This is a genomic window from Streptomyces sp. NPDC096205 (assembly GCF_044763135.1).
GTDB lineage: Bacteria > Actinomycetota > Actinomycetes > Streptomycetales > Streptomycetaceae > Streptomyces.
Genome location: NZ_JBIWFS010000012.1, coordinates 201,479 through 222,110, shown reverse-complemented (window position 1 = coordinate 222,110; position 20,632 = coordinate 201,479). Strand labels below are relative to the sequence as shown.

Here is a 20,632-nt window from a genome sequence, read left to right as displayed (position 1 = left end):
TCGAACACGGTGCCTAGCATGGGCGCGTGCAGACGATGCCCGCCCATGCGGCCCACCACAACGACCGCGAGATCGAGACGCTCGAGGAGTTCGACGCGACCGTCGCCGCGCGCGGCACACTCGCCGGATTCCGTGTCCAGGCCGTCGACCTGACGGACCGCACCCGCGAGCTGCTCACCACCGACACCTCCGGCGCCGTCTTCCTCGGCTGCCCGATGCGCGAGGACGCGGCCACCAAGGTCCGCGCGGACGGCGCACTGGTCTTCCCGCCGGTCCCGGACCTGCCGTTCGACCCGTACCGCGGCCAGGTCTACTCGCCCGACGAGCTGTTCGCCTCCCTCGCCGACGGCGGCTACGAGGCCACGCCCGACGCCCGCGCCTACGCGTGGTTCCAGCGTACGAAGGCCGACGGCGACATCTTCGCGTCCATGCTGCGTGCCGTCCACGACGACTCCGTCTCGGACGCGCTCGACGAACTGCTGTCCGGCGACCGGGTGGTGGGCGTCATGGGCGGCCACGCGATGGGCCGCGGCACACAGCAGTACGCCGGTGCCGCGCGGCTCGGCCGCGAGCTGGCCCGTGCCGGTTTCACGGTCGCCACCGGCGGCGGCCCGGGCGCGATGGAGGCGGCGAACCTGGGCGCGTACGCCGCCCCGTACGACGACGCCATGCTGACCGAGTCCCTCGACATCCTGGCCGGGGCGCCGAAGTTCACGCCGTCGGTCACCGCGTGGGCGGCGGCCGCCTTCGAGGTGCGCGCCCGCTGGCCCAAGGGCGGCGGCTCGGTCGGTATCCCCACCTGGTTCTACGGCCATGAGCCGCCGAACCCCTTCGCCGCGCACATCGCCAAGTACTTCGCCAACGCCACCCGCGAGGACGGCCTGCTCGCCCGCTCCAACGCGGGCGTGGTGTTCCTGCCCGGCGCCGCCGGCACCGTACAGGAGATCTTCGACAACGCGACCCCGAACTACTACGAGTCGCGCGGTGAGCCGACGCCCATGGTGCTGGTGGACCGGGCGCACTGGACGGAGAAGCTGCCGGCCTGGCCGCTGCTGCGGTCCTTGGCCCGTGAGCGGTCGATGGACGCGCGGATCGCGCTGGTCGACCGGATCGAGGAGGCGCCGGAGGCGTTGAGGCGGCTGGGTGGCTGAAATGTCCCGGCGTTGAAACCTGTCGGCGATTAATAAGCAGGTAAAGCCAAGTCCCCTTGGTACGCAGGTGCATTGACACTTCTTATGGGCCGCTTATAAACCAGTGAGCCTCAACCCCCCTCAATTGCACCTCACTTAAGGACAAACGTGTCCATAACCCCCCGTAACGCACGCCGTTCCGTGCGTGCCCTCGGTGTCGCCGCCGCTTCCGCCGCGCTCGCTCTCGGTGTCGCGGGCAACGCGCTGGCCTGCGACATCAGCGAGTTCTCGGCTGCCGCGGCGTGCGACGGCAGCAAGGGCGTCATCACCGTGACCGACAAGGACCCGTCCGGCGTCCTCGCCACGGTCTCGGTCTACCTGGAGAACAAGGGAGCCGACGAACGCCTCGTCGGCACCCAGGAGGTGAAGGGCTCCCGCGAGGGCACCACGATCACCTTCACCGAGGACTGGAAGCCGAACGCGGAGTACCGCATCCACGTCCTGGCGCCGGGCTATGTCGACGAGGACATCGAGCCGAACCTCGTGACGCCGTCCACCCCCTGCAAGAAGGACGAGCCCCCGAAGCCCAGCCCGACCCCGACGCCGTCGGAGACTCCCTCGGAGAGCGCCCCCGCCCCCTCCGAGTCGGCCACGCCCACGCCCTCGGCGCCTGAGAGCGAGAGCGCTCCGCCCGCGGAGACCGCTCCGGGCAACGCCCCCTCGCCCGCGGCCGGTGACTCCAACCTCGCCGAGACCGGCGCGAACTCCAACACCGGTCTGATCGCCGGCGTCGCGGCCGCCCTGGTCGTGGTCGGCGGTGGCGCGGTCTTCTTCGGCCTGCGCCGACGCGGCTCGAACAGCAGCCGCTGACGTCTCGGAGCGGGACGCCCTCGTCAGCAGCCGCTGACGCCTCGGAGCGGGACGCCCTCGATCAGCCCTCGGCTCGGTCGAGGGCGGTCCGCTCCAGCACCACGACCTCCTCCGCCTCGAACTCCACCCCCACCGCGGCCCCGACCTCCGGCGCGTCCCGCAGTGCGCAGGCCGCCTCGAGGCGGGGCGCGTCCTCCGGCTGGAGGTGGACCGCGACATGGGTGCCCTTGAAGGTGCGGGCGGTCACCGTGCAGCGCAGCCCGTCCGCCACGGGCACCAGCCGCACCCCGGCGGGCCGTACGAGCACGGGACGAGCGCCCTGCGGGGAGCCCTCCGGCACCGGCAGCTTGCCCCAGGGCGTGTCCGCGGCCCCTGCGGTCACGGTCGCCGCGACCACGTTGTCGAAGCCGAGGAAGCGGGCGACGAACTCGTCGGCCGGCCGCTGCCACACCTCAAGGGGCGTTCCGGACTGGGCGATACGCCCCTCCCGCATGACCACGACCCGGTCGGCCAGCGCGAAGGCCTCACCCTGGTCGTGGGTGACGGCGAGCACGGTCGTGCCCAACCGGCCGAACAGCTCCCGCAGTTCGACCACGAGCCGCTCGCGCAGCGACCGGTCGAGCTGGCCGAGCGGCTCGTCCAGCATCAGCAGCCGCGGCCTGGGCGCCAGGGCCCGGGCGAGCGCCACCCGCTGCTGCTCGCCGCCGGACAGCGCGGCCACGGCCCGCCGCGCGGCACCCGGCAGACCGACGAGGTCGAGCAACTCACCGACCCGCTCCTGCTGTTGCCGCTTCGACGCGCCGTGCATGCGCAGCCCGAAGGCGACATTGCCGCCGACGTCCCGCTGCGGGAAGAGCTGGTGGTCCTGGAACATCAGGCCCACGCCCCGCCGGTGCGCGGGCACGCCCGCCTGGTCGCGCCCGTCGAGCAGCACCCGTCCGGCGTCCAGCGGCTGCAAGCCCGCCACGGCCCGCAGCAGGGTCGACTTGCCGCTGCCGCTCGGCCCGAGCACACACACGATCTCGTGCTCGGCGACAGCGAGGTCGACGCCGTCGAGCACGGCCCGCCCGCCGAACCGTACGGTCGCGTCCTCCAGGCCCAGCAGCATCAGAACTCCCCCGTCCGGTCGGTCCGCAGCCGCTCCAGGATCAGCAGGGCCACCGCGCACACCAGCATCAGAATCGTCGACAGGGCCATCGCCTGCCCGTAGTTGAGGTCGCCGGGCCGGCCCAGCAGCTTGGCCACCGCGACCGGCAGGGTCGGGTTGTCCGCCCGCGCGATGAACACGGTCGCCCCGAACTCGCCCAGCGACACGGCGAAGGCGAACCCGGCGGCGACCAGCAGCGCCCGCCGCACCATCGGCAGGTCCACCTCGCGCCACACCCGCCAGGGCGACGCCCCGAGCACGGCAGCGGCCTCCCGCAGCCGCGCGTCCACCGCCCGCAGCACCGGCAGCATCGTCCGTACCACGAAGGGCACGCCGACCAGCGCCTGCGCGAGCGGCACCAGCAGCCAGGAGGCCCGCAGATCCAGCGGCGGCTCGTCGAGGGCGATCAGGAAGCCGAAGCCGACGGTCACCGCGGACACCCCGAGCGGCAGCATCAGCAGCGCGTCGAACCCGCGCACCAGCCGCCCCGCGTCCCGCCGGGTCAGCGCGGCGGCGGCCAGCCCGCCGATCAGGACGGCGAAGGCGGTGGCCGCGGCCGCGTACTCCAGCGAGTTCCCGATCGCCTCGATCGGCGGGACGAGGAACGCGCCCCCGTCCTCACGGGTCAGCGCCTTGTAGTAGCCGAAGTCCGGCGCGTCCAGCGACCGCTGCACCAGCACCGCCAGCGGCAGCACCAGCAGGACCGCGACCGTGACCAGCACCCCGGCGAGCAGCGCCCACTGCCCCGCCCCGCGCGGCCGCGCCGCGGTCACCGACGCGTCCACCAGCTTCAGAGCCGTCTCCCGCCGCCGTACGGTCCACGCGTGCACCGCGAGGATCGCGCCCACCGCGGCGAACTGGACCACGGTGAGCACGGCGGCCGTGGTCAGGTCGAAGATCTCGGTGGTCTGCCGGTAGATCTCGACCTCCAGCGTCGAGAACGTCGGCCCGCCGAGGATCTGGACCACGCCGAAGGACGTGAAGGTGAACAGGAACACCATCAGGGCCGCGGCCGCGACGGCCGGACCCAGCGCGGGCAGCGTGACCGTGCGCCACGCGGCGAGGCGGGACGCGCCGAGCATCCGCGCGGCCTCCTCCTGCCGCGGGTCGAGCTGGCCCCACAGCCCGCCGACGGTCCGTACGACGACCGCGTAGTTGAAGAAGACGTGCGCGAGCAGGATCGCCCACACGGTGGTGTCCAGCCGTACGCCCCACAGCTCGTCCAGCAGCCCGCCACGGCCTACGACGGCCAGGAACGCGGTGCCGACCACCACGGTCGGCAGCACGAAGGGCACGGTCACCACCGCGCGCAGCACCTGCTTGCCGGGGAAGTCGAAGCGGGCGAAGACGTAGGCGCCGGGCAGCGCGATCGCCAGGGTGAGCGCGGTCGAGGCGAGCGCCTGCCAGGTGGTGAACCACAGCACGTGCCGGATGCCGGGGTCGGCGAGCACCTCGCCGAGCCGCCCCAGCTGCCAGACCCCGTCGGCGTGCAGACCGCGCTCGACGATCGCGGCGACGGGGTAGGCGAAGAACAGCCCGAAGAACGCGACGGGCAGGGCCATCAGCCCGAGCCGCGCCGCGCTCCCGGTACGCCGCTTGCGGGCGGTTACTTCAGTACGAGCGAGGTCCACGACGTGACCCACTCATCCCGGTGCTCGGCGATCTTCGCCGGGTCCATGGTCTCGGGCGCCTTCGCGGCGGGGCCGTACCGGGTGAACTCGGCGGGCACCTTCGCGCCCTTGGTCACGGGGTAGACGAACATGTTCAGCGGCATGTCCTCCTGGAAGCGCTGCGAGACGAGGAAGTCGATCAGCGCCTTGCCGCCCTCGGAGTTCTTCGCGTTGCCGAGCAGCCCCGCGAACTCGATCTGCCGGAAGCAGGTGCCCTGCGCGACACCGGTGGGCGCGGTCTTCGGCTTCGGGTCGGCGAAGATCACCTCGGCGGGCGGGGAGGAGGCGTACGACACCACCAGCGGCCGGTCGGCCTTGGCCTTCTTGCCGCCGGCCGAGCCGGAGAACTCCTCGTTGTAGGCCTGCTCCCAGCCGTCGACGACCTTCACGCCGTTGGCCTTGAGCTTCTTCCAGTAGTCCGGCCAGCCGTCGTCGCCGTACTTCGCGGCCGTACCGAGCAGGAAGCCGAGGCCGGGCGAGGAGGTGGAGGCGTTCTCGGTGACGAGGAGGTTCTTGTACGCGGGCTCGACCAGGTCGTCCAGGGAGGCCGGCGGGGTCAGCTTGTGGTCCGCGAAGTACTGCTTGTCGTAGTTGACGCAGATGTCGCCGAAGTCGACGGGCGTGACCCGGTGCTCGTCCTTGTCGAGCTGGTACTCGGCGCCGACCTGGTCGAGCCCCTTGGCCTCGTACGGCTGGAACAGTCCGTTGTCGAGGGCCCGGGACAGCAGGGTGTTGTCGACGCCGAAGAAGACGTCGCCCTGCGGGTTGTCCTTGGTGAGGATGGCCTTGTTGACGGCCTGGCCGGCGTCGCCGTCCTCCAGGACCTTGACCTTGTAGCCGGACTGCTTCTCGAAGGCGGCGAGGACGTCCTCGGACACCGCCCACGAGCTGTGACTGACGAGGGTGACGGTCTTGGACCCCGGCCCTTCGCTCTTGGTGTCGGAGTCGGACGATCCGCACGCGGACAGCGTGATCAGGCCGAGGCCGACGGCCGCGGCGACGAACGTCTTGGTGTGCACTTGGTTTTCCTCCTGGGGCGGTCCAGGAAGAGACGCGGCCCTGCCCGGGACACCGGGGGTGCCCCGAGCAGGGCGCAACAGCTCGAGTGATGACCGAACTTCCTACCCAGAATGACCTGGGCGAGGTTCAGAGGGTCTGCGGCCCGATTGCCGCACTCTCAGCGCTGTGGCGCTCCCCTGTCGGAATATGAAGATGTTCGGGATATAAAGTTGTACGAGATATGAAGTTGTACTGACGGGGTCAGACTACCGCTCGGTCGCCGCGAGCTGACCACAGGCTCCGTCGATCTCCTGACCTCGGGTGTCCCGGATGGTCACGGCCACACCATGGGCGGCGATGGCCTCGACGAACGCCTTCTCGTCCTCGGGCCGCGAGGCGGTCCACTTCGAGCCCGGAGTGGGGTTCAGCGGGATCAGGTTCACATGGACCGGCTTGCCCTTGAGCAGCCGCCCGAGGCGGTCGCCGCGCCACGCCTGGTCGTTGATGTCGCGGATCAGCGCGTACTCGATGGACAGCCGGCGCCCGGACTTCTCGGTGTACTCGAACCCGGCGTCCAGGACCTCGCGCACCTTCCACCGCGTGTTCACGGGGACGAGCGTGTCGCGCAGCTCGTCGTCCGGGGCGTGCAGGGAGATCGCCAGCCGGCACTTGAAGCCCTCGTCGGCGAACCGGTGGATGGCGGGCACGAGGCCGACGGTCGACACGGTGATGCCGCGCTGCGACAGCCCGAGCCCGTCCGGCGCCGGGTCGGTCAGGGCGCGGATGGCACCGACGACCCGCTTGTAGTTGGCGAGGGGCTCGCCCATGCCCATGAAGACGATGTTGGACAGCCGCGCGGGCCCACCGGGCACCTCGCCGTCCCGCAGCGCCCGCATACCGTCGACGATCTGGTGCACGATCTCGGCCGTCGACAGGTTCCGGTCCAGCCCTGCCTGCCCGGTCGCGCAGAACGGGCAGTTCATCCCGCATCCGGCCTGCGAGCTGATGCACATGGTCACCCGGTCCGGGTAGCGCATCAGCACCGACTCGACGAGCGTGCCGTCGAACAGCCGCCACAGCGTCTTGCGCGTGGTCCCCTCGTCCGTCGACAGATGCCGTACGACGGTCATCAGCTCCGGGAACAGCGCCTCCCGCAGCTTCTCCCGCGACCCGGCCGGAATGTCGGTCCACTCCTGCGGGTCGTGCGCGTACCGCGCGAAGTAGTGCTGCGACAGCTGCTTGGCGCGAAACGGCTTCTCGCCGGCCTCGGCCACCGCCTCCTTGCGCTCGGCGGGCGAGAGATCGGCGAGATGCCGCGGCGGCAGCTTGGCTCCGCGCGGCGCGACAAAGGTGAGTTCTCCGGGCTTGGGCATGGTCCTACCAGTGTCGCAGATCGTTATGAGTGACCCACGACCCTGCCGTTCAGGGGCCGGTCTGCTCCAGCCGCTGCTTCAGCAGTGCCTCGTCGCGCGGCAGTTCCTTGCGGATCTGGGGGCGGACGACGAGGGGCACCAGGGCCTTGCCGAGGCCGTGGCCCTCGAAGTCGATCTCGATGGTCACGCGGGAGCGGCGTCCGTCGTCGAGCGGCTCGATCCGGCCGTGCGTGCGAGGACGTACGGGCCCCTCGATGCCGTGCAGATCCCAGCTGTACGGCGGGTCGAGCGCGTCGAACTCCACGGTCATCGGAATCTCGCGGGTGCCGATACGGCGGGTGACCCGGACCTGGGAGCCGGGGTGGAGGGGACCCGCTTCGAGCGGCTCGGCCGAGACCGCGCTCAGCTGCCATTCCGGCAGGTGGGAGGGGTCGGTGAGATAGGCGTAGGCGTCTGCGGGCGTGCAGTCGATGTCGATGGATTCGCGGATGGCGGACATGGGTGGACCCCCTTCGCGGGCGTACACCGAAATCCTCCCACCGGGCGCGGCCCTCGGCCACCGCCGGAGAAAGCACCGAGCCCCCGCCCGGCGACGGGCAGGGGCTCGACGACACGAACAACCGGTCAGCCGGAGCCGACGAACAGCACCATCAGCAGCCACACCACCGGCGCCGTCGGCAGCAGCGAGTCCAGCCGGTCCATGATGCCGCCGTGCCCCGGCAGCAAGGTGCCCATGTCCTTGATGCCCAGGTCCCGCTTGATCATGGACTCGCCGAGGTCGCCCAGCGTGGCGCTGGCGGCGACCGCGAGGCCCAGCAGCAGGCCCTGCCACCAGCGGCCGTCGTCCACCAGGAAGTGCATGCACAGCGCGCCGGCGACCATGGCGAAGCTCACCGCGCCGAACAGGCCCTCACGGGTCTTGCCGGGGCTGATCCGCGGAGCGAGCTTGTGCTTGCCGAAGCGCCAGCCGACCGCGTACGCCCCGGTGTCGCTGACCACGGTCAGGAGGAGGAACGTCAGCACCCGCCAGGGACCGTCGTCGGCGGTGAGCATCAGCGCGACGAACGTGGCCAGGAACGGCACGTAGAACGCCGCGAAGACCCCGGCGGTGACGTCTTTGAGGTAGCCCTCGGGCGGCTCGGTCATCCGCCAGACGAGCACGGCCAGCGCGGTGAGGGCCATCGCCACCCACGCGCCCTCGGCGCCGCGGGCGTACCCGGCGACGACCATCGCCGCGCCGCCCAGCGCCAGCGGCACGAGCGGCGCCTTGATCTGCTTGCGCTCCTGGAGCCGGCTGGTCAGTTCCCACAGACCGACGACCACGGCCACCGCGATCACACCGACGAACACGGCCTTGACGACGAACAGCGACGCGACGATCACCGCACCGAGCCCGACCCCGACGCCTATGGCCGCGCCCAGGTCTCGGCCCGCACTCTTCTTCTGCGGCGCGGGGGCCGGCTGCGGGGCGTCGTGCATGGGCTCCGGATTCTGCGGCACCGCCCCATAGGGCTGCGCCCGCGGCATGTCGTACGGCTGTGCCGGCGACGCGTCGTCGCGGAACAAGGGGCCGCTCAGCCGAGCGGCCCCCCGGTCGTCATCCTGGTCGCCGCCGTACGGGGGTACGGCGGATCCGTCGGGCACGATGGGCATGGGGCGAGTGTGCTGCGCCTCAGGCGCATCGTACGCGGGACCCGCCGGGGCAGCCCCATGGACATACCCCTGGCCAGGCCCCTGGCCGGACGGCTCCCAGTAGCCGGCTTGCCCGGCCCCGGGCGGCGCCCCCCAGGAAGAGTCGTTCATCAGACTTCGAGCAGCTCCGATTCCTTGTGCTTCAGGAGCTCGTCCACCTGGGCGACGTACTTCGCGGTGGTGTCGTCGAGCTCCTTCTCCGCACGACGGCCCTCGTCCTCGCCGACCTCGCCGTCCTTGATCAGCTTGTCGATGGCGTCCTTGGCCTTGCGGCGCACGGAGCGGATGGACACCTTGGCGTCCTCGCCCTTGCCCTTGGCGACCTTGATGTAGTCGCGGCGGCGCTCCTCGGTGAGCTCGGGGAACACCACACGGATGATGTTGCCGTCGTTGCTCGGGTTGACGCCCAGGTCGGAGTCGCGGATGGCCTGCTCGATGTTGCGCAGCGCGCTCTTGTCGAACGGGGTCACGACGGCCATGCGCGGCTCCGGCACGGAGAACGAGGCCAGCTGGTTGATCGGCGTCGGCGCACCGTAGTAGTCGGCCACGATCTTGTTGAACATCGCCGGGTGCGCACGGCCGGTGCGGATCGCGGCGAAGTCCTCCTTGGCGACCACGACGGCCTTCTCCATCTTCTCCTCGGCCTCGAGGAGGGTCTCTTCGATCACCACTTGCTCCTGCGTGTCTTGAGTAAGGCCCGGCTGCGGTTCCTTGTCGGGGCGGCGGCCGGCTGCGTCGCGTCTTCTTCCTGCACGGTTCCCGACCGGCAGAACATTGTCCATCCCCCGGCCAGGCTCCGGAGGATTGCCCGGTCGGGCTCCGGGTGAATCCCGGTCAGGCCCGGTTGCCCTGGTCATCCACCAGGGTGCCGATCTTCTCACCCTTGACGGCACGAGCGATATTGCCTTCGGCCAGAAGCTCGAAGACGAGGATCGGAAGCTTGTTGTCGCGGCACAGCGTGACGGCCGTGGCGTCGGCGACCTTCAGGTCGCGCGTGATGACCTCGCCGTAGCCGAGCGCGTCGAACTTCACGGCGTCCGGGTTGGTCTTCGGGTCGGAGTCGTAGACCCCGTCCACGCCGTTCTTGCCCATGAGCAGCGCCTCGGCGTCGATCTCCAGGGCGCGCTGGGCGGCGGTGGTGTCGGTGGAGAAGTACGGCATGCCCATACCGGCGCCGAAGATGACCACGCGGCCCTTCTCCAGATGGCGCACGGCGCGCAGCGGGATGTACGGCTCGGCGACCTGGCCCATGGTGATGGCGGTCTGCACGCGGGAGTCGATGCCTTCCTTCTCCAGGAAGTCCTGGAGGGCGAGGCAGTTCATCACGGTGCCGAGCATGCCCATGTAGTCCGAGCGGGCGCGGTCCATGCCTCGCTGCTGGAGCTCGGCGCCGCGGAAGAAGTTGCCGCCGCCGATGACGACCGCGATCTCGGCGCCGTCACGCACGACGGCGGCGATCTCACGGGCGATCTTGTGTACCACGTCGGGGTCCACGCCCAGGCCCCCACCGCCGGAGAACGCCTCTCCGGACAGCTTCAGCAGATACCGGCCGCGCACTTTGCCGTCGTCGCTCTTCTGGGCCTTGGTGGTCATGGAGATCCCGCCTCTTTCACGTGTTGCACATACGAAGAAGGCCACTGCCGGTGGGGTGTGCTTCCCATGCTCGGCAATGGCCTCCTCGTCAGATCTGCTGTCGTCCGTCACACGCGCGTGCGACGGCGTACGCGGACGACTGCGGTCGACCTCGGCGGGGTTCCGCCATCGGTCGCGCGTCGGTCCCGGTACGGACTCAGATGCCGACCTTGATGCGCGAGAAGCGCTTCAGGGTGACACCGGCCTCGTCCAGAACCTTCTGGACCGACTTCTTGTTGTCGAGCGCGTACGGCTGACCGAGCAGCGTAGCGTCCTTGAAGAAGCCGTTGACCCGACCCTCGACGATCTTGGCGATCGCGGCCTCGGGCTTGCCCTCGGCGCGGGTGGTCTCCTCGGCGATACGGCGCTCGGACTCGACGACCTCGGCCGGGACGTCCTCCTTGGAGAGGTACTTCGGCGCGAAGGCGGCGATGTGCTGGGCGATGCCCTTGGCGACCTCGGCGTTCGGCTTGTCCAGCTCGACGAGGACACCGATCTGCGGGGGCAGGTCGGGCATCGTGCGGTGCATGTAGGCGAGCACGAAGCCGTCGGAGTACTGCGCGAAGCGGTCGAGGACGATCTTCTCGCCGAGGTTGGCGTTGGCCTCGTCCACGAACGCCTGGACGGTCTTGCCGGGCTCGATCTCGGAGGCGAGCAGGGCCTCCAGGTCGGCCGGGGAGGTCGCCGCGACGTGCTCGGCGATCTTGTTGGCGACGGCCTGGAACTTGTCGCCCTTGGCGACGAAGTCCGTCTCGCACTTCAGCTCGACCAGGACACCGGTGGAGTTGTCGTCGGCGATGATCGAGACCACGGCGCCGTTCTCGGCGGAGCGGCCCTCGCGCTTGGCGACGCCCTTCTGGCCCTTGATGCGCAGCGCCTCGACGGCCTTCTCGACGTTGCCCTCGGCCTCGTCCAGCGCCTTCTTGCAGTCCATCATGCCGGCGCCGGTGAGCTCACGGAGCTTCTTGACGTCAGCGGCGGTGTAGTTCGCCATGAGTCTGTGAGTCTTTCTCGAAGTCTGGTTTAGATCCGCTCGGTCGCGACCCACATGTAGTCGCGGACCGCGTACCTCGTGCTGACCTACGGGTGAACGACGGGGGCGGACTTCTCCGCGCCGGAGGCGCTGCTGGATGCAGTACAACCCCCGTCGTCAGCGCTGACGGTGTCAGGCCTGCTCGCCCTCGGCGGCCGGAGCCTCGGCAGCGGGGGCCTCCTCGGCGGCCGGGGCCTCGGCGGCGGGAGCCTCAGCAGCGGGAGCCTCGGCGGCCTCCGCGGCGGGAGCCTCCTCGGCCTTCTTCTCGCCACCCTCGAGCAGGTCGCGCTCCCACTCGGCGAGCGGCTCGCCCGCGGCCTTCTCGCCCTTGTCACCGGTGGCGACGCGCGAGCGGGAGATGAGGCCCTCGGCGACGGCGTCGGCGATCACGCGGGTGAGCAGGGTGACGGAGCGGATCGCGTCGTCGTTGCCCGGGATCTTGTAGTCGACCTCGTCGGGGTCGCAGTTGGTGTCGAGGATGGCGACGACCGGGATGTTGAGCTTCCGGGCCTCGCCGACCGCGATGTGCTCCTTCTTGGTGTCCACGATCCAGACGGCGCTGGGCACCTTCTGCATCTCGCGGATACCACCGAGGGTCTTCTCCAGCTTGGCCTTCTCGCGCGAGAGGACCAGGAGCTCCTTCTTGGTGAGGCCGGAGGCGGCCACGTCCTCGAAGTCGATCTGCTCGAGCTCCTTCAGGCGCTGCAGACGCTTGTAGACGGTCGAGAAGTTGGTGAGCATGCCGCCCAGCCAGCGCTGGTTGACGTAGGGCATGCCGACGCGGGTGGCCTGCTCGGCGATGGCCTCCTGCGCCTGCTTCTTCGTGCCGACGAACATGACCGTGCCGCCGTGGGCGACGGTCTCCTTGACGAACTCGTAGGCGCGGTCGATGTACGACAGCGACTGGAGCAGGTCGATGATGTAGATGCCGTTGCGCTCGGTGAAGATGAAGCGCTTCATCTTCGGGTTCCAGCGACGGGTCTGGTGACCGAAGTGGACGCCGCTCTCCAGCAGCTCCCGCATCGTGACGACGGCCATGGCCGTTCTCCTCGTGTTTCTCGGTTGTGCCGCGAGTGCCGGACGGCACCCGCGCCTGACGCTCCCGATGCGCCTGCCGCGAAGGACCGAGTGGCGCGTGACACCGGTGGTTGACCCACCGGCGCCGGGGCGTGCGAAGTCGACCCGGTGGCCCGGGTCGCCACCAGAAGTGTACGGGACCGGAGAGGCAGCGGGTGACGCCGCTGTCCACAACCGGCCGTCGGTCCACAGGTCCGGGCCGGGTCGGGCGGCCGTGCGGGACGGTCGTGCCATGCGAACGAACCGATACGCACGCCTGAGCCGGGCCGTGCTCCTGGCCTTGGTCCTGACCGTCCTCACAGCCGCGACCGTCCTCACGCCGGCCGCGCAGGCCGACGCGCCGCTACCGACACCCGCGCGGAGGGTGGATCCCGCGCCGTCGGTGCATCCCGCGCCGTCTGCGGATCCCGCGCCGTCGGCGGATCCCGTCCCGCCCCTGGCCCGCGCCTGGCCGGTGGGGTTACGGCCCCGGGTCCTGCGCGGCTGGCAGCCCCCGGCGACGCCCTACGGCCCCGGCCACCGAGGCGTCGACCTGGCGGCAGCGCCCGGCGCCCCGGTACGGGCGGTGGCGGCGGGCCGGGTGTCCTTCGCGGGGCGGGTGGCCGGAAAGGGGGTGGTCTCGGTGGCCCTGCCGGGCGGCCTGCGCACGACATACGAACCGGTACGGGCGACCCTCCGCAAGGGCGCCGAGGTGACGCCCGGCCAGATCATCGGCACGGTGGAACCGACGGGCTCCCACTGCACAGCGCCCTGCCTCCACTGGGGCCTGAGGCGAGGGGACACGTACCTGAACCCCCTCGGCCTGCTGCCTCCATGGCTGCTGCGCGCCGGCCCGTCGAGACTGCTGCCTGTGTGGGGGGTGCCATTGCCGTGACGGCCGTCGTCCGTCCGCGGACCGTGACCGGCTGGTCGCGCAGTTCCCCGCGTCCTGGAGAGATACGCACGCACGCGCCGAGAGGTGCCGGCGCCCCCCTCCACGTAGCTGCGAGCAGAGGTGTCAGCGCCCCTCCACGTAGCTGCGAGCAGAGGTGTCAGCGCCCCTCCACGTAGCTGTGAGCAGAGGTGCCGGCGCCCCCTCCACGTAGCTGCGGGCAGTCGTGCCGCTGGGGCGGCACGGGTGGGCGCAGCGGCACCCGTCGGCGCGGTGAGCGGACACGCCCTGCCCCAGCCGCCAAGGACCTCAGCCCTGAACGCCCCTGAGCACCATCGCCACCGCGGCCTCCGCGATCACGCCGGGCTCCTCCGCCGCCCCCAGTTCGAGCCGCCGCACGGCCGCGTCCACGACGCCCTGGACGAGCATGGCCGCCAGGCGGGGCTCCGCGTGTCCCAGCTCCGCCAGCGCGGAGACGATCATCGCGACCAGGCTCCCGTGCGCGGCCCGGATCTTCTCCCGGGCGCCCGCGTCCAGCTCACTGGCCGAGATCGCCACGACGGCCCGGTGCCGCCGGTCCCCCACCAGTTCCAGCTGAGCGCGCACATACGCCTCGACCTTGTGCTGCGGGGACACCTCCCGCTCCATCGCGGCGGAAACCTCCGCCGCCCACACGGGGAAGTCGACCTCGCACAGCTCCTCGACAACGGCGGCCCGGGAGCGGAAGTACTCGTACACGGACGACCGCGCCAGCCCCGTGCGCTCGGCGAGGGCCGGGAAGGTCAGCGCCTCCGTGCCGCCCTCGGACAACAGGGAACGAGCCGCGTCCAGCAGGGCGGCTCGCTGCATCGACCGGTGCTCGGCCACGGAGGCCGCTCGAATCCTTGGCACGTCAACCACTGTACGGACGCGCCACCCGCAGCGGGAGTGACCAAGCCCGCCGGCTGTCTCACCTGCCGGGTCACCTGCCGAAGCTCGCCAGCTTCGCGCGCAGCTGGAGCACGGACTTGGTGTGGATCTGGCTGACCCGGCTCTCGGTCACGCCGAGCACGTTCCCGATCTCGGCCAGGGTGAGGCCCTCGTAGTAGTAGAGCGTGACGACCGTCTTCTCCCGGTCGGGCAACGTGTTGATCGCCCGTGCCAGGAAGCGTCTCAGCTCCCGGTCCTCGGCCACCTCCACGGGGTTGTCGGCGGCCGTGTCCTCCAGCGTGTCCATGAAGCTGAGCCCGTCGCCGTCCTCGCCGCCGACGTGCAGCAGCTCCTCCAGCGCGACCACGTTGGCCAGCGACAACTGGCTGAAAACCGCGTGGAGTTCGTCCACGGCGATGCCCAGCTCGGCGGCCACCTCGGTCTCCGACGGGGTGCGGCGCAGACGCGCCTCCAGGGTGGCGTAGGCGCGTTCCACATTGCGCGCCTTCTGCCGCACCGAGCGCGGGATCCAGTCCAGCGCCCGCAGCTCGTCGATCATCGCCCCGCGGATCCGGGTGATCGCGTACGTCTCGAACTTGATCTCCCGGCCGATGTCGAACTTCTCGATGGCATCGATGAGCCCGAAGACGCCGGAGGAGACGAAGTCGGCCTGTTCCACGTTCGGCGGCAGCCCCACGCTCACGCGTCCCGCCACGTATTTCACGAGCGGCGAGTAGTGCAGGATGAGCTGCTCGCGCAGCCGCTCGTCCCCGGTCGCCTTGTACGACCGCCACAGTTCGTCGAGCGTCGAGGGAGCGGGCGGCCGCACGCTGCCACCGTCGCGGGCGGCTGGGGGGACCGCCGCCGCCCGGTCGGACCCGGAGGTGTGCTGGGGCATTCGTCGCCTTGAGCCGTTCTGCCGTGAAGCTTGTGAAGTAGGGGTGCCTGGGTGAGCTGTCGGTTCGGTGTCGAGTTGCCGGTATGAGTCCCGGAACTTCGTGAGCGTAGCGTGACTGCAGTGTCGCGGTGCGCGAACAGTGGGCCATGACCCGTGCGCAGATACGTTCCGCTGACCGCCCTGCCGGGGTAGGGCCGCCACGGGCCGTGACGGCCGCGACACGTCAACTCCGTGATTTCCCAAGGGGAGTACGGCTTCCCCCGGACGGGCGAACACGCTCGGTCAGCTTCGTGGACGACCCCCGCGGACGGAGATCATCGCCTGGCGTGTCAACTTCCAGCCGTCGCCGTGTCGTTCGACGTAACCGAGTGCTCGGAGTTCGTACAGTCTCGCGATCGCGTCGTCCTCGGTCGTCTGTGCGCCGCGCGCGATCTCGTCCGGTGCGGCGGCCCGGCGGGCGGGCAGCGCGGCGAGGACACGCCGGGTGGCGGGGGCGAGCAGGTCGCGTGGCAGCACCGGGCCGCGCCGCTCCGGGGCGAGCTGGCCCATGGCGCCGACCAGCTCGACGACCTCGGCCGCGTCGGTGACGAGCACGGCCTCCCCGCGCAGGAGTTCGTGCACACCTGCCGAGAGGCCGCTGGTGGCCGGCCCGGGGACGCCCATCGTGTGCCGGCCGAGCCGCGCAGCGGCCCGCGCGGTGACCAGCGAGCCGCTGCGGTGGGCGGCCTCCACGACCACGGTTCCCCTGGTCAGGGCGGCGATGACACGGTTGCGCAGGACGAATCTGCTCGGCGTCGGATGCTCGCCCGGTGGCAACTCCCCCACCACCAGGCCCTGTTCCGCGATCCTGGTGATCAACTCGGTGTGTCCGCGCGGGTAGGTCTGGTCGACGCCGCAGGCCAGGACGGCGACGGTGGCGCCGCCCGCACCGAGGGCACCGCGGTGGGCGGCGCCGTCGACGCCGTAGGCACCGCCGGAGACGACGACCCAGCCGTGCTCGGCGAGGCCCGCGGCGAGGGAGACGGCCATGTGGGCGCCGTACTCGGTGCAGGCGCGGGCGCCGACGACGGCGACGGATCTCAGCGCCCACATCCGCAGACTGGGCCGCCCGCGCACCCACAGCCCGATCGGCCGGGCGTCGCCCAGGTCGTCCAGCTGCCCGGGCCACTCGGGTCCGCCCGGGCACACGAACCGCACCCCGGCCTCCCGCGCGACGGCGAGATCCCGCTCGGGCTCGGCCCGCCGCGCCCGCGCCAGCAGCCCTCCCCAGCGCGTGGCACTCACCCCCGGCAAGGCCTCCCCGCCGCTCCGTAACCGCTCCACCACCTCCGCCACGCCGACCTCCCGCAGCCACCGTCCGGCCACCTCGTCCCCCGGCTCGACGACCCGAGCGAGGAAGACCCGCTCGAGCAGCTCCTCGTCGGGCTCGTCGCTCATGCCGTCGCTCCGATGGCCATCGGCACACCCCGCGGGACCCCGGTGCGCAGTTGCAGGGCCAGCCCCACGTCCAGGGCGGTGGGCCGGTCATGTCCGACGAGGTCCGCGACGGTCCACGCCACGCGCAGCACCCGGTCGAGGCCGCGGGCGGTCAGCACGCCCCGCTCCAGACAGCGCTCGGCCTCGTCCATGGCCCCGCTCGCGGCGTACCAGCGGCTGCGCAGTTCGCGTCCGGGCACCTCGCCGTTGGTGCGCCACGGTGTGCCGGCGAGCCGGGCCGCGGCACGCTCACGGGCCTGCCGGACTCGCCCGGCGACCACGGCCGTGAGCTCACCGCGCGCCCCACGGTCGGTCAGCTCGGCCCGGGTGACGCGGTCGACCTCCACCCGGAGGTCCACCCGGTCGAGCAGCGGCCCGGAGAGCCGGGCCTGGTAGCGGCGGATCGCGGAGGGCGGGCATTCGCACAGGTCGTCCGTCTGGGAGAACCTCCCGCACGGGCAGGGGTTAGCGGCGAGCACCATCAGGAACCGGGCCGGAAAACGGACGACCCCGGCGCTGCGCGCGATGACGACATGGCCCGCCTCCAGCGGCTGGCGCAGCGCGTCGAGGACCTGGCTGCTGAACTCGGGTGTCTCGTCCAGGAACAGCACGCCCCGGTGCGACAGCGACACCGCGCCCGGCCTCGGGATGCCGGGGCCGCCGCCGACCAGGGACTGCATGGTCGCCGAGTGGTGCGGTGCGCAGTAGGGGGCGACGTCGACCAGCGGCTTGCCCGCCGGCAGCAGCCCGGCCACCGAGTGCACGGCCGTGACCTCCAGGGACTCCTGCCGGGTGAGCGGGGGCAGGATGCCGGGCAGCCGCTCGGCGAGCATGGTCTTCCCGGCTCCGGGCGGCCCCTCCAGGAACAGGTGGTGGCCTCCGGCGGCGGCGACCTCCACCGCCGTGCGGGCCGAGAGCTGGCCCACGACGTCGGCCAGGTCGTGCCCCGTGTCGTGCTGGGCCGCGCCCATGCTGTGCATGCCGGTGGCCGCGCCCGTGCCGGGCATCCGGAGTCCGGCGAGCAGCGGGTCGGGGCGTCCCAGCTCGTCGGGTTCCTCGTCGGGCACCGGCTCGTCCGCCAGGACCGCGATGAGCTGACGCAGGCTCCGGACGCCGAGCACCGACACCCCGGGCACCAGGGACGCCTCCGCGGCGGCGCACTCGGGCACCACCACCTGCTCGTAGCCGGCGTCGGCGGCTGCCAGCACGGCCGGCAGGATGCCCCGCACCGGCCGCACCCGACCGTCCAGGCCGAGCTCCCCGATCATCACGAGGTCGGCGAGGACGCGCGGGTCGATCCGTTCGGCGGCGCCCAGCACGGCACAGGCGACGGCCAGGTCGAAACCGCTACCGGCTTTGGGCACCGACGCCGGGCTCAACCCCACCGTCAGCTTCTTCTGCGGCCAGGCCGCGCCCGAGTTCACCACGGCCGCGCGGACGCGGTCCCGGCTCTCGGTGAGGCTCTTGTCGGGGAGCCCCACGAGGGTGAACGCCGCGACGCCGGGTTCGAGGTCGGCCTGGACCTCGACGACCACGCCCTCGACGCCGACGAGGGCCACCGAGCAGGTGCGTGCGAATCCCATGTCAGGCCACCCCCCGCGCGTGCTCGACGACGGGTGCGCCGCGCTGGGGCAGCAGGACGCCGACGAGGTCGATGCGGACGCCGCCCGGCGGTGCCCCTCCGTGCTGCTGGATCCAGCGCTCCGCGAGGTCCCGCAGGCGTTGCGCCTTCTCCGGGCTCACGCCGGCCATCGGATGCTCGAAGGTCCCGCCCCTGCGGGTCTTCACCTCGCACACGACCAGGACGTCCCCGTCCCGGGCCACGATGTCGATCTCCCCGGACCTGCCGCAGCGCCAGTTGCGCTCCAGGACCGCCATACCGGCGTCGGTCAGCCGCCGTGCGGCCAGGGTCTCGCCGTACTTGCCGAGTGCACTTCGTGCGTTCATGTCGGCACCACCTCCGGCACCGACGATCACGCAGCCCAGCCACCACTAGTTGATCTTGGTGGACAGTCGGGCGACTGTGGAAAACTCCGTCACCCGTTCGGGTCCAGCCGCCCGAAGAGCGACCAGCCACCCGAAGAGCGACCGACCCTCAGCTGCCCGGCAGCTCCAGATCGCTCTTGTTCAGCTCCTCGATGTTCACGTCCTTGAACGTGAGTACCCGCACCTGCTTCACGAACCGAGCCGGCCGATACATGTCCCACACCCAGGCATCCGCCATGGACACCTCGAAGAAGACCTCACCCTGGACCGAGTGCACCTGCATCTCGTAGTCGTTGGTCAGGTAGAAACGCCGCTCGGTCTCGATCACATACTTGAACAGACCGACGACGTCGCGGTACTCGCGATAGAGCTTGAGCTCCATCTCGGTCTCGTACTTCTCGAGGTCCTCGGCGCTCATGGCATGTTCCCCTTCAGCCGTGCGATCCACCCATTGTGCGCCAGTCCCGAGGGCCCCTAGACGATTTCCGTGTCAAGGGTGACGGGCCTGGCCGGGGGACCCTCGTCGAGCAGCTTGCGCAGCAGCCCGGCGAGCCTGGTCGGATACACCGTCTCATGCGTCCGAGTCAGTTCCTCGCACGCCCACCACCTGGCCCCGGCGACGCTCTGCCGCTCCAGCTCGGTCAGGGCCGCGGCCCGGGTCTCGGTCTGCGCCGTACGGGCCAGGTAGTACCACTCGTCCTGGTCCCAGCGGCGCCCCGCGAACGGGAACGAGCACCTGCGCCGCCACAGCACCGGTCCGAGTTCGACCTCGGTGATCCCGGTCTCCTCGGCGAGTTCCCGCAATGCGGCCTCTTCGCGCGTCTCGTCGCCCTCCACCCCGCCGCCGGGGGTGAACCACCAGTCGTCCGCCGGGTCGCCCGGCTCATGGCCGTGCAGCAGCAGAAGGCGGTCCTGCGGATCGAGCAGCACCACCCGGGCGACCTTCCGAAGCCCGCCCTCGTACACATCCCGCGGCCCGCCTTCGCGCGAAGGCCCCTGCTCACCCTCGTAGACGTAAGGCCCCTGCTCACCTCCGTACGCGTAAGGCGTCTGCTCACCCCCGTACGCGTAAGGCGCCTGCCCGCCCTCGTACACATCCCGCGGCGCGCCCGTCGCCTCAGCGGCCACGGCCGCCTCCCACGAGCTTGGCGATCGGCCCGTACGCCGCGCCGAGCAGCACCAGTACGGCCCCGCCGATGATCATGTAGACGATCAGCCGGTACGGCCCGGGCTCGGACAGCTCGGAGCCGAGCGCCTCGAAGCCCGTCGGACGCTCCAGCAGGCCGTTCATGGGCCAGACGACGGCGTCGACGCGCCCGCTGACCGCCGAGCGTGCGACCGAGCCGCTCGCCGCGTCCTGGAGGTGGGCGGTGGAGTCCAGGGAGCCGTGCCGCTCGTCGCCGAGCAGGAACAGCCGGCCCTCGGGGACGGTCACCGTCGGGAAGGCGATGCTCTCGGCGGGCTCACCCTCGGGCAGATACGGTTCGTCGATCTGCTTGCCGTTGACCGTGAGCTTGCCCTTGGTGCAGCACGCCACGGTGTCCCCGCCGACCGCGACGACCCGCTTGACCACGGGGGCGTTCGCCCAGTTGGGGTCCTTGAAGACGACGACGTCGCCGCGGCGTATCTCGTCGCCGTCGACGCGCTGGGCCAGCACCCGGTCGCCCGCGTTGATCGTCGGGGTCATGGAGCCGGTGGGCACGGTGTACGGCCGGTAGACCACCGCTCCCCAGCCGAAGCCGGCGAGGAACAGCACCAGGCCCAGCGCCACCGCCAGCCCGGACAGCGTCTGACCGGCCCGGCCGCCCGCCGGTCGGTTGTCTGTCCCGCGCTGCGGGGCCGTACGTGTCGCGCTCTCACCCATGGGTC

21 protein-coding genes and 1 riboswitch are annotated in these 20,632 nt (G+C 71.3%); of the genes, 3 read left to right on the top strand and 18 right to left on the bottom strand.

What is annotated here, in order from left to right; translation table 11 throughout:
* The first annotated feature begins 26 nt into the window (after positions 1 to 26).
* Both ACIQ6Y_RS36735 and ACIQ6Y_RS36730 read left to right on the top strand, forming a co-directional pair.
* Entirely contained in the window at positions 27 to 1,151 is a 1,125-nt protein-coding gene (locus ACIQ6Y_RS36735) for an LOG family protein (RefSeq protein ID WP_404046450.1), read from the top strand.
* 147 nt (positions 1,152 to 1,298) lie between these two features.
* Positions 1,299 to 2,000, top strand: a complete 702-nt coding sequence (locus tag ACIQ6Y_RS36730) for an LAETG motif-containing sortase-dependent surface protein (RefSeq protein ID WP_404046447.1) — start codon at positions 1,299 to 1,301, stop codon at positions 1,998 to 2,000.
* Positions 2,001 to 2,061: 61 nt separating this feature from the next.
* Here ACIQ6Y_RS36730 and ACIQ6Y_RS36725 read toward each other — a convergent pair whose 3' ends face one another.
* From ACIQ6Y_RS36725 to rpsB, 10 genes are all read right to left on the bottom strand, one after another.
* Positions 2,062 to 3,108, bottom strand: a complete 1,047-nt coding sequence (locus ACIQ6Y_RS36725) for an ABC transporter ATP-binding protein (RefSeq protein ID WP_404046444.1) — start codon at positions 3,106 to 3,108, stop codon at positions 2,062 to 2,064.
* A complete protein-coding gene (locus tag ACIQ6Y_RS36720; RefSeq protein ID WP_404046442.1) occupies positions 3,108 to 4,778 on the bottom strand; it encodes an ABC transporter permease in 1,671 nt (556 codons plus the stop codon). Before ACIQ6Y_RS36720 ends, ACIQ6Y_RS36725 begins: the two co-directional genes overlap by 1 nt.
* Entirely contained in the window at positions 4,754 to 5,836 is a 1,083-nt protein-coding gene (locus ACIQ6Y_RS36715; RefSeq protein WP_404046439.1) for a thiamine ABC transporter substrate binding subunit, read from the bottom strand. The genes ACIQ6Y_RS36720 and ACIQ6Y_RS36715 overlap by 25 nt, the downstream gene beginning before the upstream one ends.
* An 81-nt stretch (positions 5,837 to 5,917) precedes the next feature.
* Positions 5,918 to 6,025: riboswitch (TPP riboswitch) on the bottom strand.
* Between the two features lie 57 nt (positions 6,026 to 6,082).
* Complete coding sequence (gene rlmN, locus ACIQ6Y_RS36710) at positions 6,083 to 7,189, bottom strand: 23S rRNA (adenine(2503)-C(2))-methyltransferase RlmN (protein ID WP_404046436.1); 1,107 nt, start codon at positions 7,187 to 7,189, stop codon at positions 6,083 to 6,085.
* A 49-nt stretch (positions 7,190 to 7,238) separates the two neighbouring features.
* Positions 7,239 to 7,688, bottom strand: coding sequence for an SRPBCC family protein (locus tag ACIQ6Y_RS36705; protein ID WP_404046434.1), 450 nt, complete (start codon positions 7,686 to 7,688; stop codon positions 7,239 to 7,241).
* Positions 7,689 to 7,813: 125 nt separating this feature from the next.
* Complete coding sequence (locus ACIQ6Y_RS36700; protein ID WP_404046432.1) at positions 7,814 to 8,992, bottom strand: phosphatidate cytidylyltransferase; 1,179 nt, start codon at positions 8,990 to 8,992, stop codon at positions 7,814 to 7,816.
* A complete protein-coding gene (frr, locus tag ACIQ6Y_RS36695) occupies positions 8,992 to 9,549 on the bottom strand; it encodes a ribosome recycling factor (RefSeq protein WP_404046430.1) in 558 nt (185 codons plus the stop codon). The genes ACIQ6Y_RS36700 and frr overlap by 1 nt, the downstream gene beginning before the upstream one ends.
* A 166-nt stretch (positions 9,550 to 9,715) precedes the next feature.
* Positions 9,716 to 10,474: a UMP kinase gene (gene pyrH / locus ACIQ6Y_RS36690; RefSeq protein ID WP_404046427.1), complete on the bottom strand. Its 759-nt coding sequence runs from the start codon at positions 10,472 to 10,474 to the stop codon at positions 9,716 to 9,718.
* Between the two features lie 196 nt (positions 10,475 to 10,670).
* Positions 10,671 to 11,507, bottom strand: a complete 837-nt coding sequence (tsf, locus tag ACIQ6Y_RS36685) for a translation elongation factor Ts (RefSeq protein WP_404046425.1) — start codon at positions 11,505 to 11,507, stop codon at positions 10,671 to 10,673.
* 171 nt (positions 11,508 to 11,678) lie between these two features.
* Positions 11,679 to 12,584, bottom strand: a complete 906-nt coding sequence (gene rpsB, locus ACIQ6Y_RS36680) for a 30S ribosomal protein S2 (RefSeq protein WP_404046423.1) — start codon at positions 12,582 to 12,584, stop codon at positions 11,679 to 11,681.
* 271 nt (positions 12,585 to 12,855) lie between these two features.
* On the opposite strand from rpsB, the gene ACIQ6Y_RS36675 reads away from it, so the two are divergent.
* Positions 12,856 to 13,497, top strand: a complete 642-nt coding sequence (locus ACIQ6Y_RS36675) for a M23 family metallopeptidase (protein ID WP_404046421.1) — start codon at positions 12,856 to 12,858, stop codon at positions 13,495 to 13,497.
* A 306-nt stretch (positions 13,498 to 13,803) separates the two neighbouring features.
* Here ACIQ6Y_RS36675 and ACIQ6Y_RS36670 read toward each other — a convergent pair whose 3' ends face one another.
* The 8 genes from ACIQ6Y_RS36670 to lepB all read right to left on the bottom strand — a co-directional run bounded on the left by ACIQ6Y_RS36670 (position 13,804) and on the right by lepB (position 20,627).
* A complete protein-coding gene (locus ACIQ6Y_RS36670; protein WP_404046657.1) occupies positions 13,804 to 14,361 on the bottom strand; it encodes a TetR/AcrR family transcriptional regulator in 558 nt (185 codons plus the stop codon).
* 94 nt (positions 14,362 to 14,455) lie between these two features.
* Entirely contained in the window at positions 14,456 to 15,301 is an 846-nt protein-coding gene (gene whiG, locus ACIQ6Y_RS36665) for an RNA polymerase sigma factor WhiG (RefSeq protein ID WP_404046418.1), read from the bottom strand.
* Between the two features lie 282 nt (positions 15,302 to 15,583).
* Complete coding sequence (gene dprA / locus ACIQ6Y_RS36660; protein WP_404046415.1) at positions 15,584 to 16,738, bottom strand: DNA-processing protein DprA; 1,155 nt, start codon at positions 16,736 to 16,738, stop codon at positions 15,584 to 15,586.
* Positions 16,735 to 18,360 carry a YifB family Mg chelatase-like AAA ATPase gene (locus ACIQ6Y_RS36655; protein ID WP_404046413.1) on the bottom strand — a complete coding sequence of 542 codons (1,626 nt, stop codon included), beginning with the start codon at positions 18,358 to 18,360 and terminating at the stop codon, positions 16,735 to 16,737. Before ACIQ6Y_RS36655 ends, dprA begins: the two co-directional genes overlap by 4 nt.
* A gap of 1 nt (position 18,361) precedes the next feature.
* Positions 18,362 to 18,724 (bottom strand): YraN family protein, encoded by a 363-nt coding sequence (locus ACIQ6Y_RS36650; protein ID WP_404046410.1) that lies wholly within the window; start codon positions 18,722 to 18,724, stop codon positions 18,362 to 18,364.
* A gap of 148 nt (positions 18,725 to 18,872) precedes the next feature.
* Positions 18,873 to 19,181, bottom strand: coding sequence for a DUF2469 domain-containing protein (locus ACIQ6Y_RS36645; protein WP_005311352.1), 309 nt, complete (start codon positions 19,179 to 19,181; stop codon positions 18,873 to 18,875).
* Between the two features lie 56 nt (positions 19,182 to 19,237).
* On the bottom strand, positions 19,238 to 19,729 hold the full coding sequence (locus tag ACIQ6Y_RS36640; protein WP_404046654.1) for an NUDIX hydrolase: 492 nt from the start codon (positions 19,727 to 19,729) through the stop codon (positions 19,238 to 19,240).
* 151 nt (positions 19,730 to 19,880) lie between these two features.
* Positions 19,881 to 20,627: a signal peptidase I gene (gene lepB / locus ACIQ6Y_RS36635; protein WP_404046408.1), complete on the bottom strand. Its 747-nt coding sequence runs from the start codon at positions 20,625 to 20,627 to the stop codon at positions 19,881 to 19,883.
* Between the last annotated feature and the right edge of the window lie 5 nt (positions 20,628 to 20,632).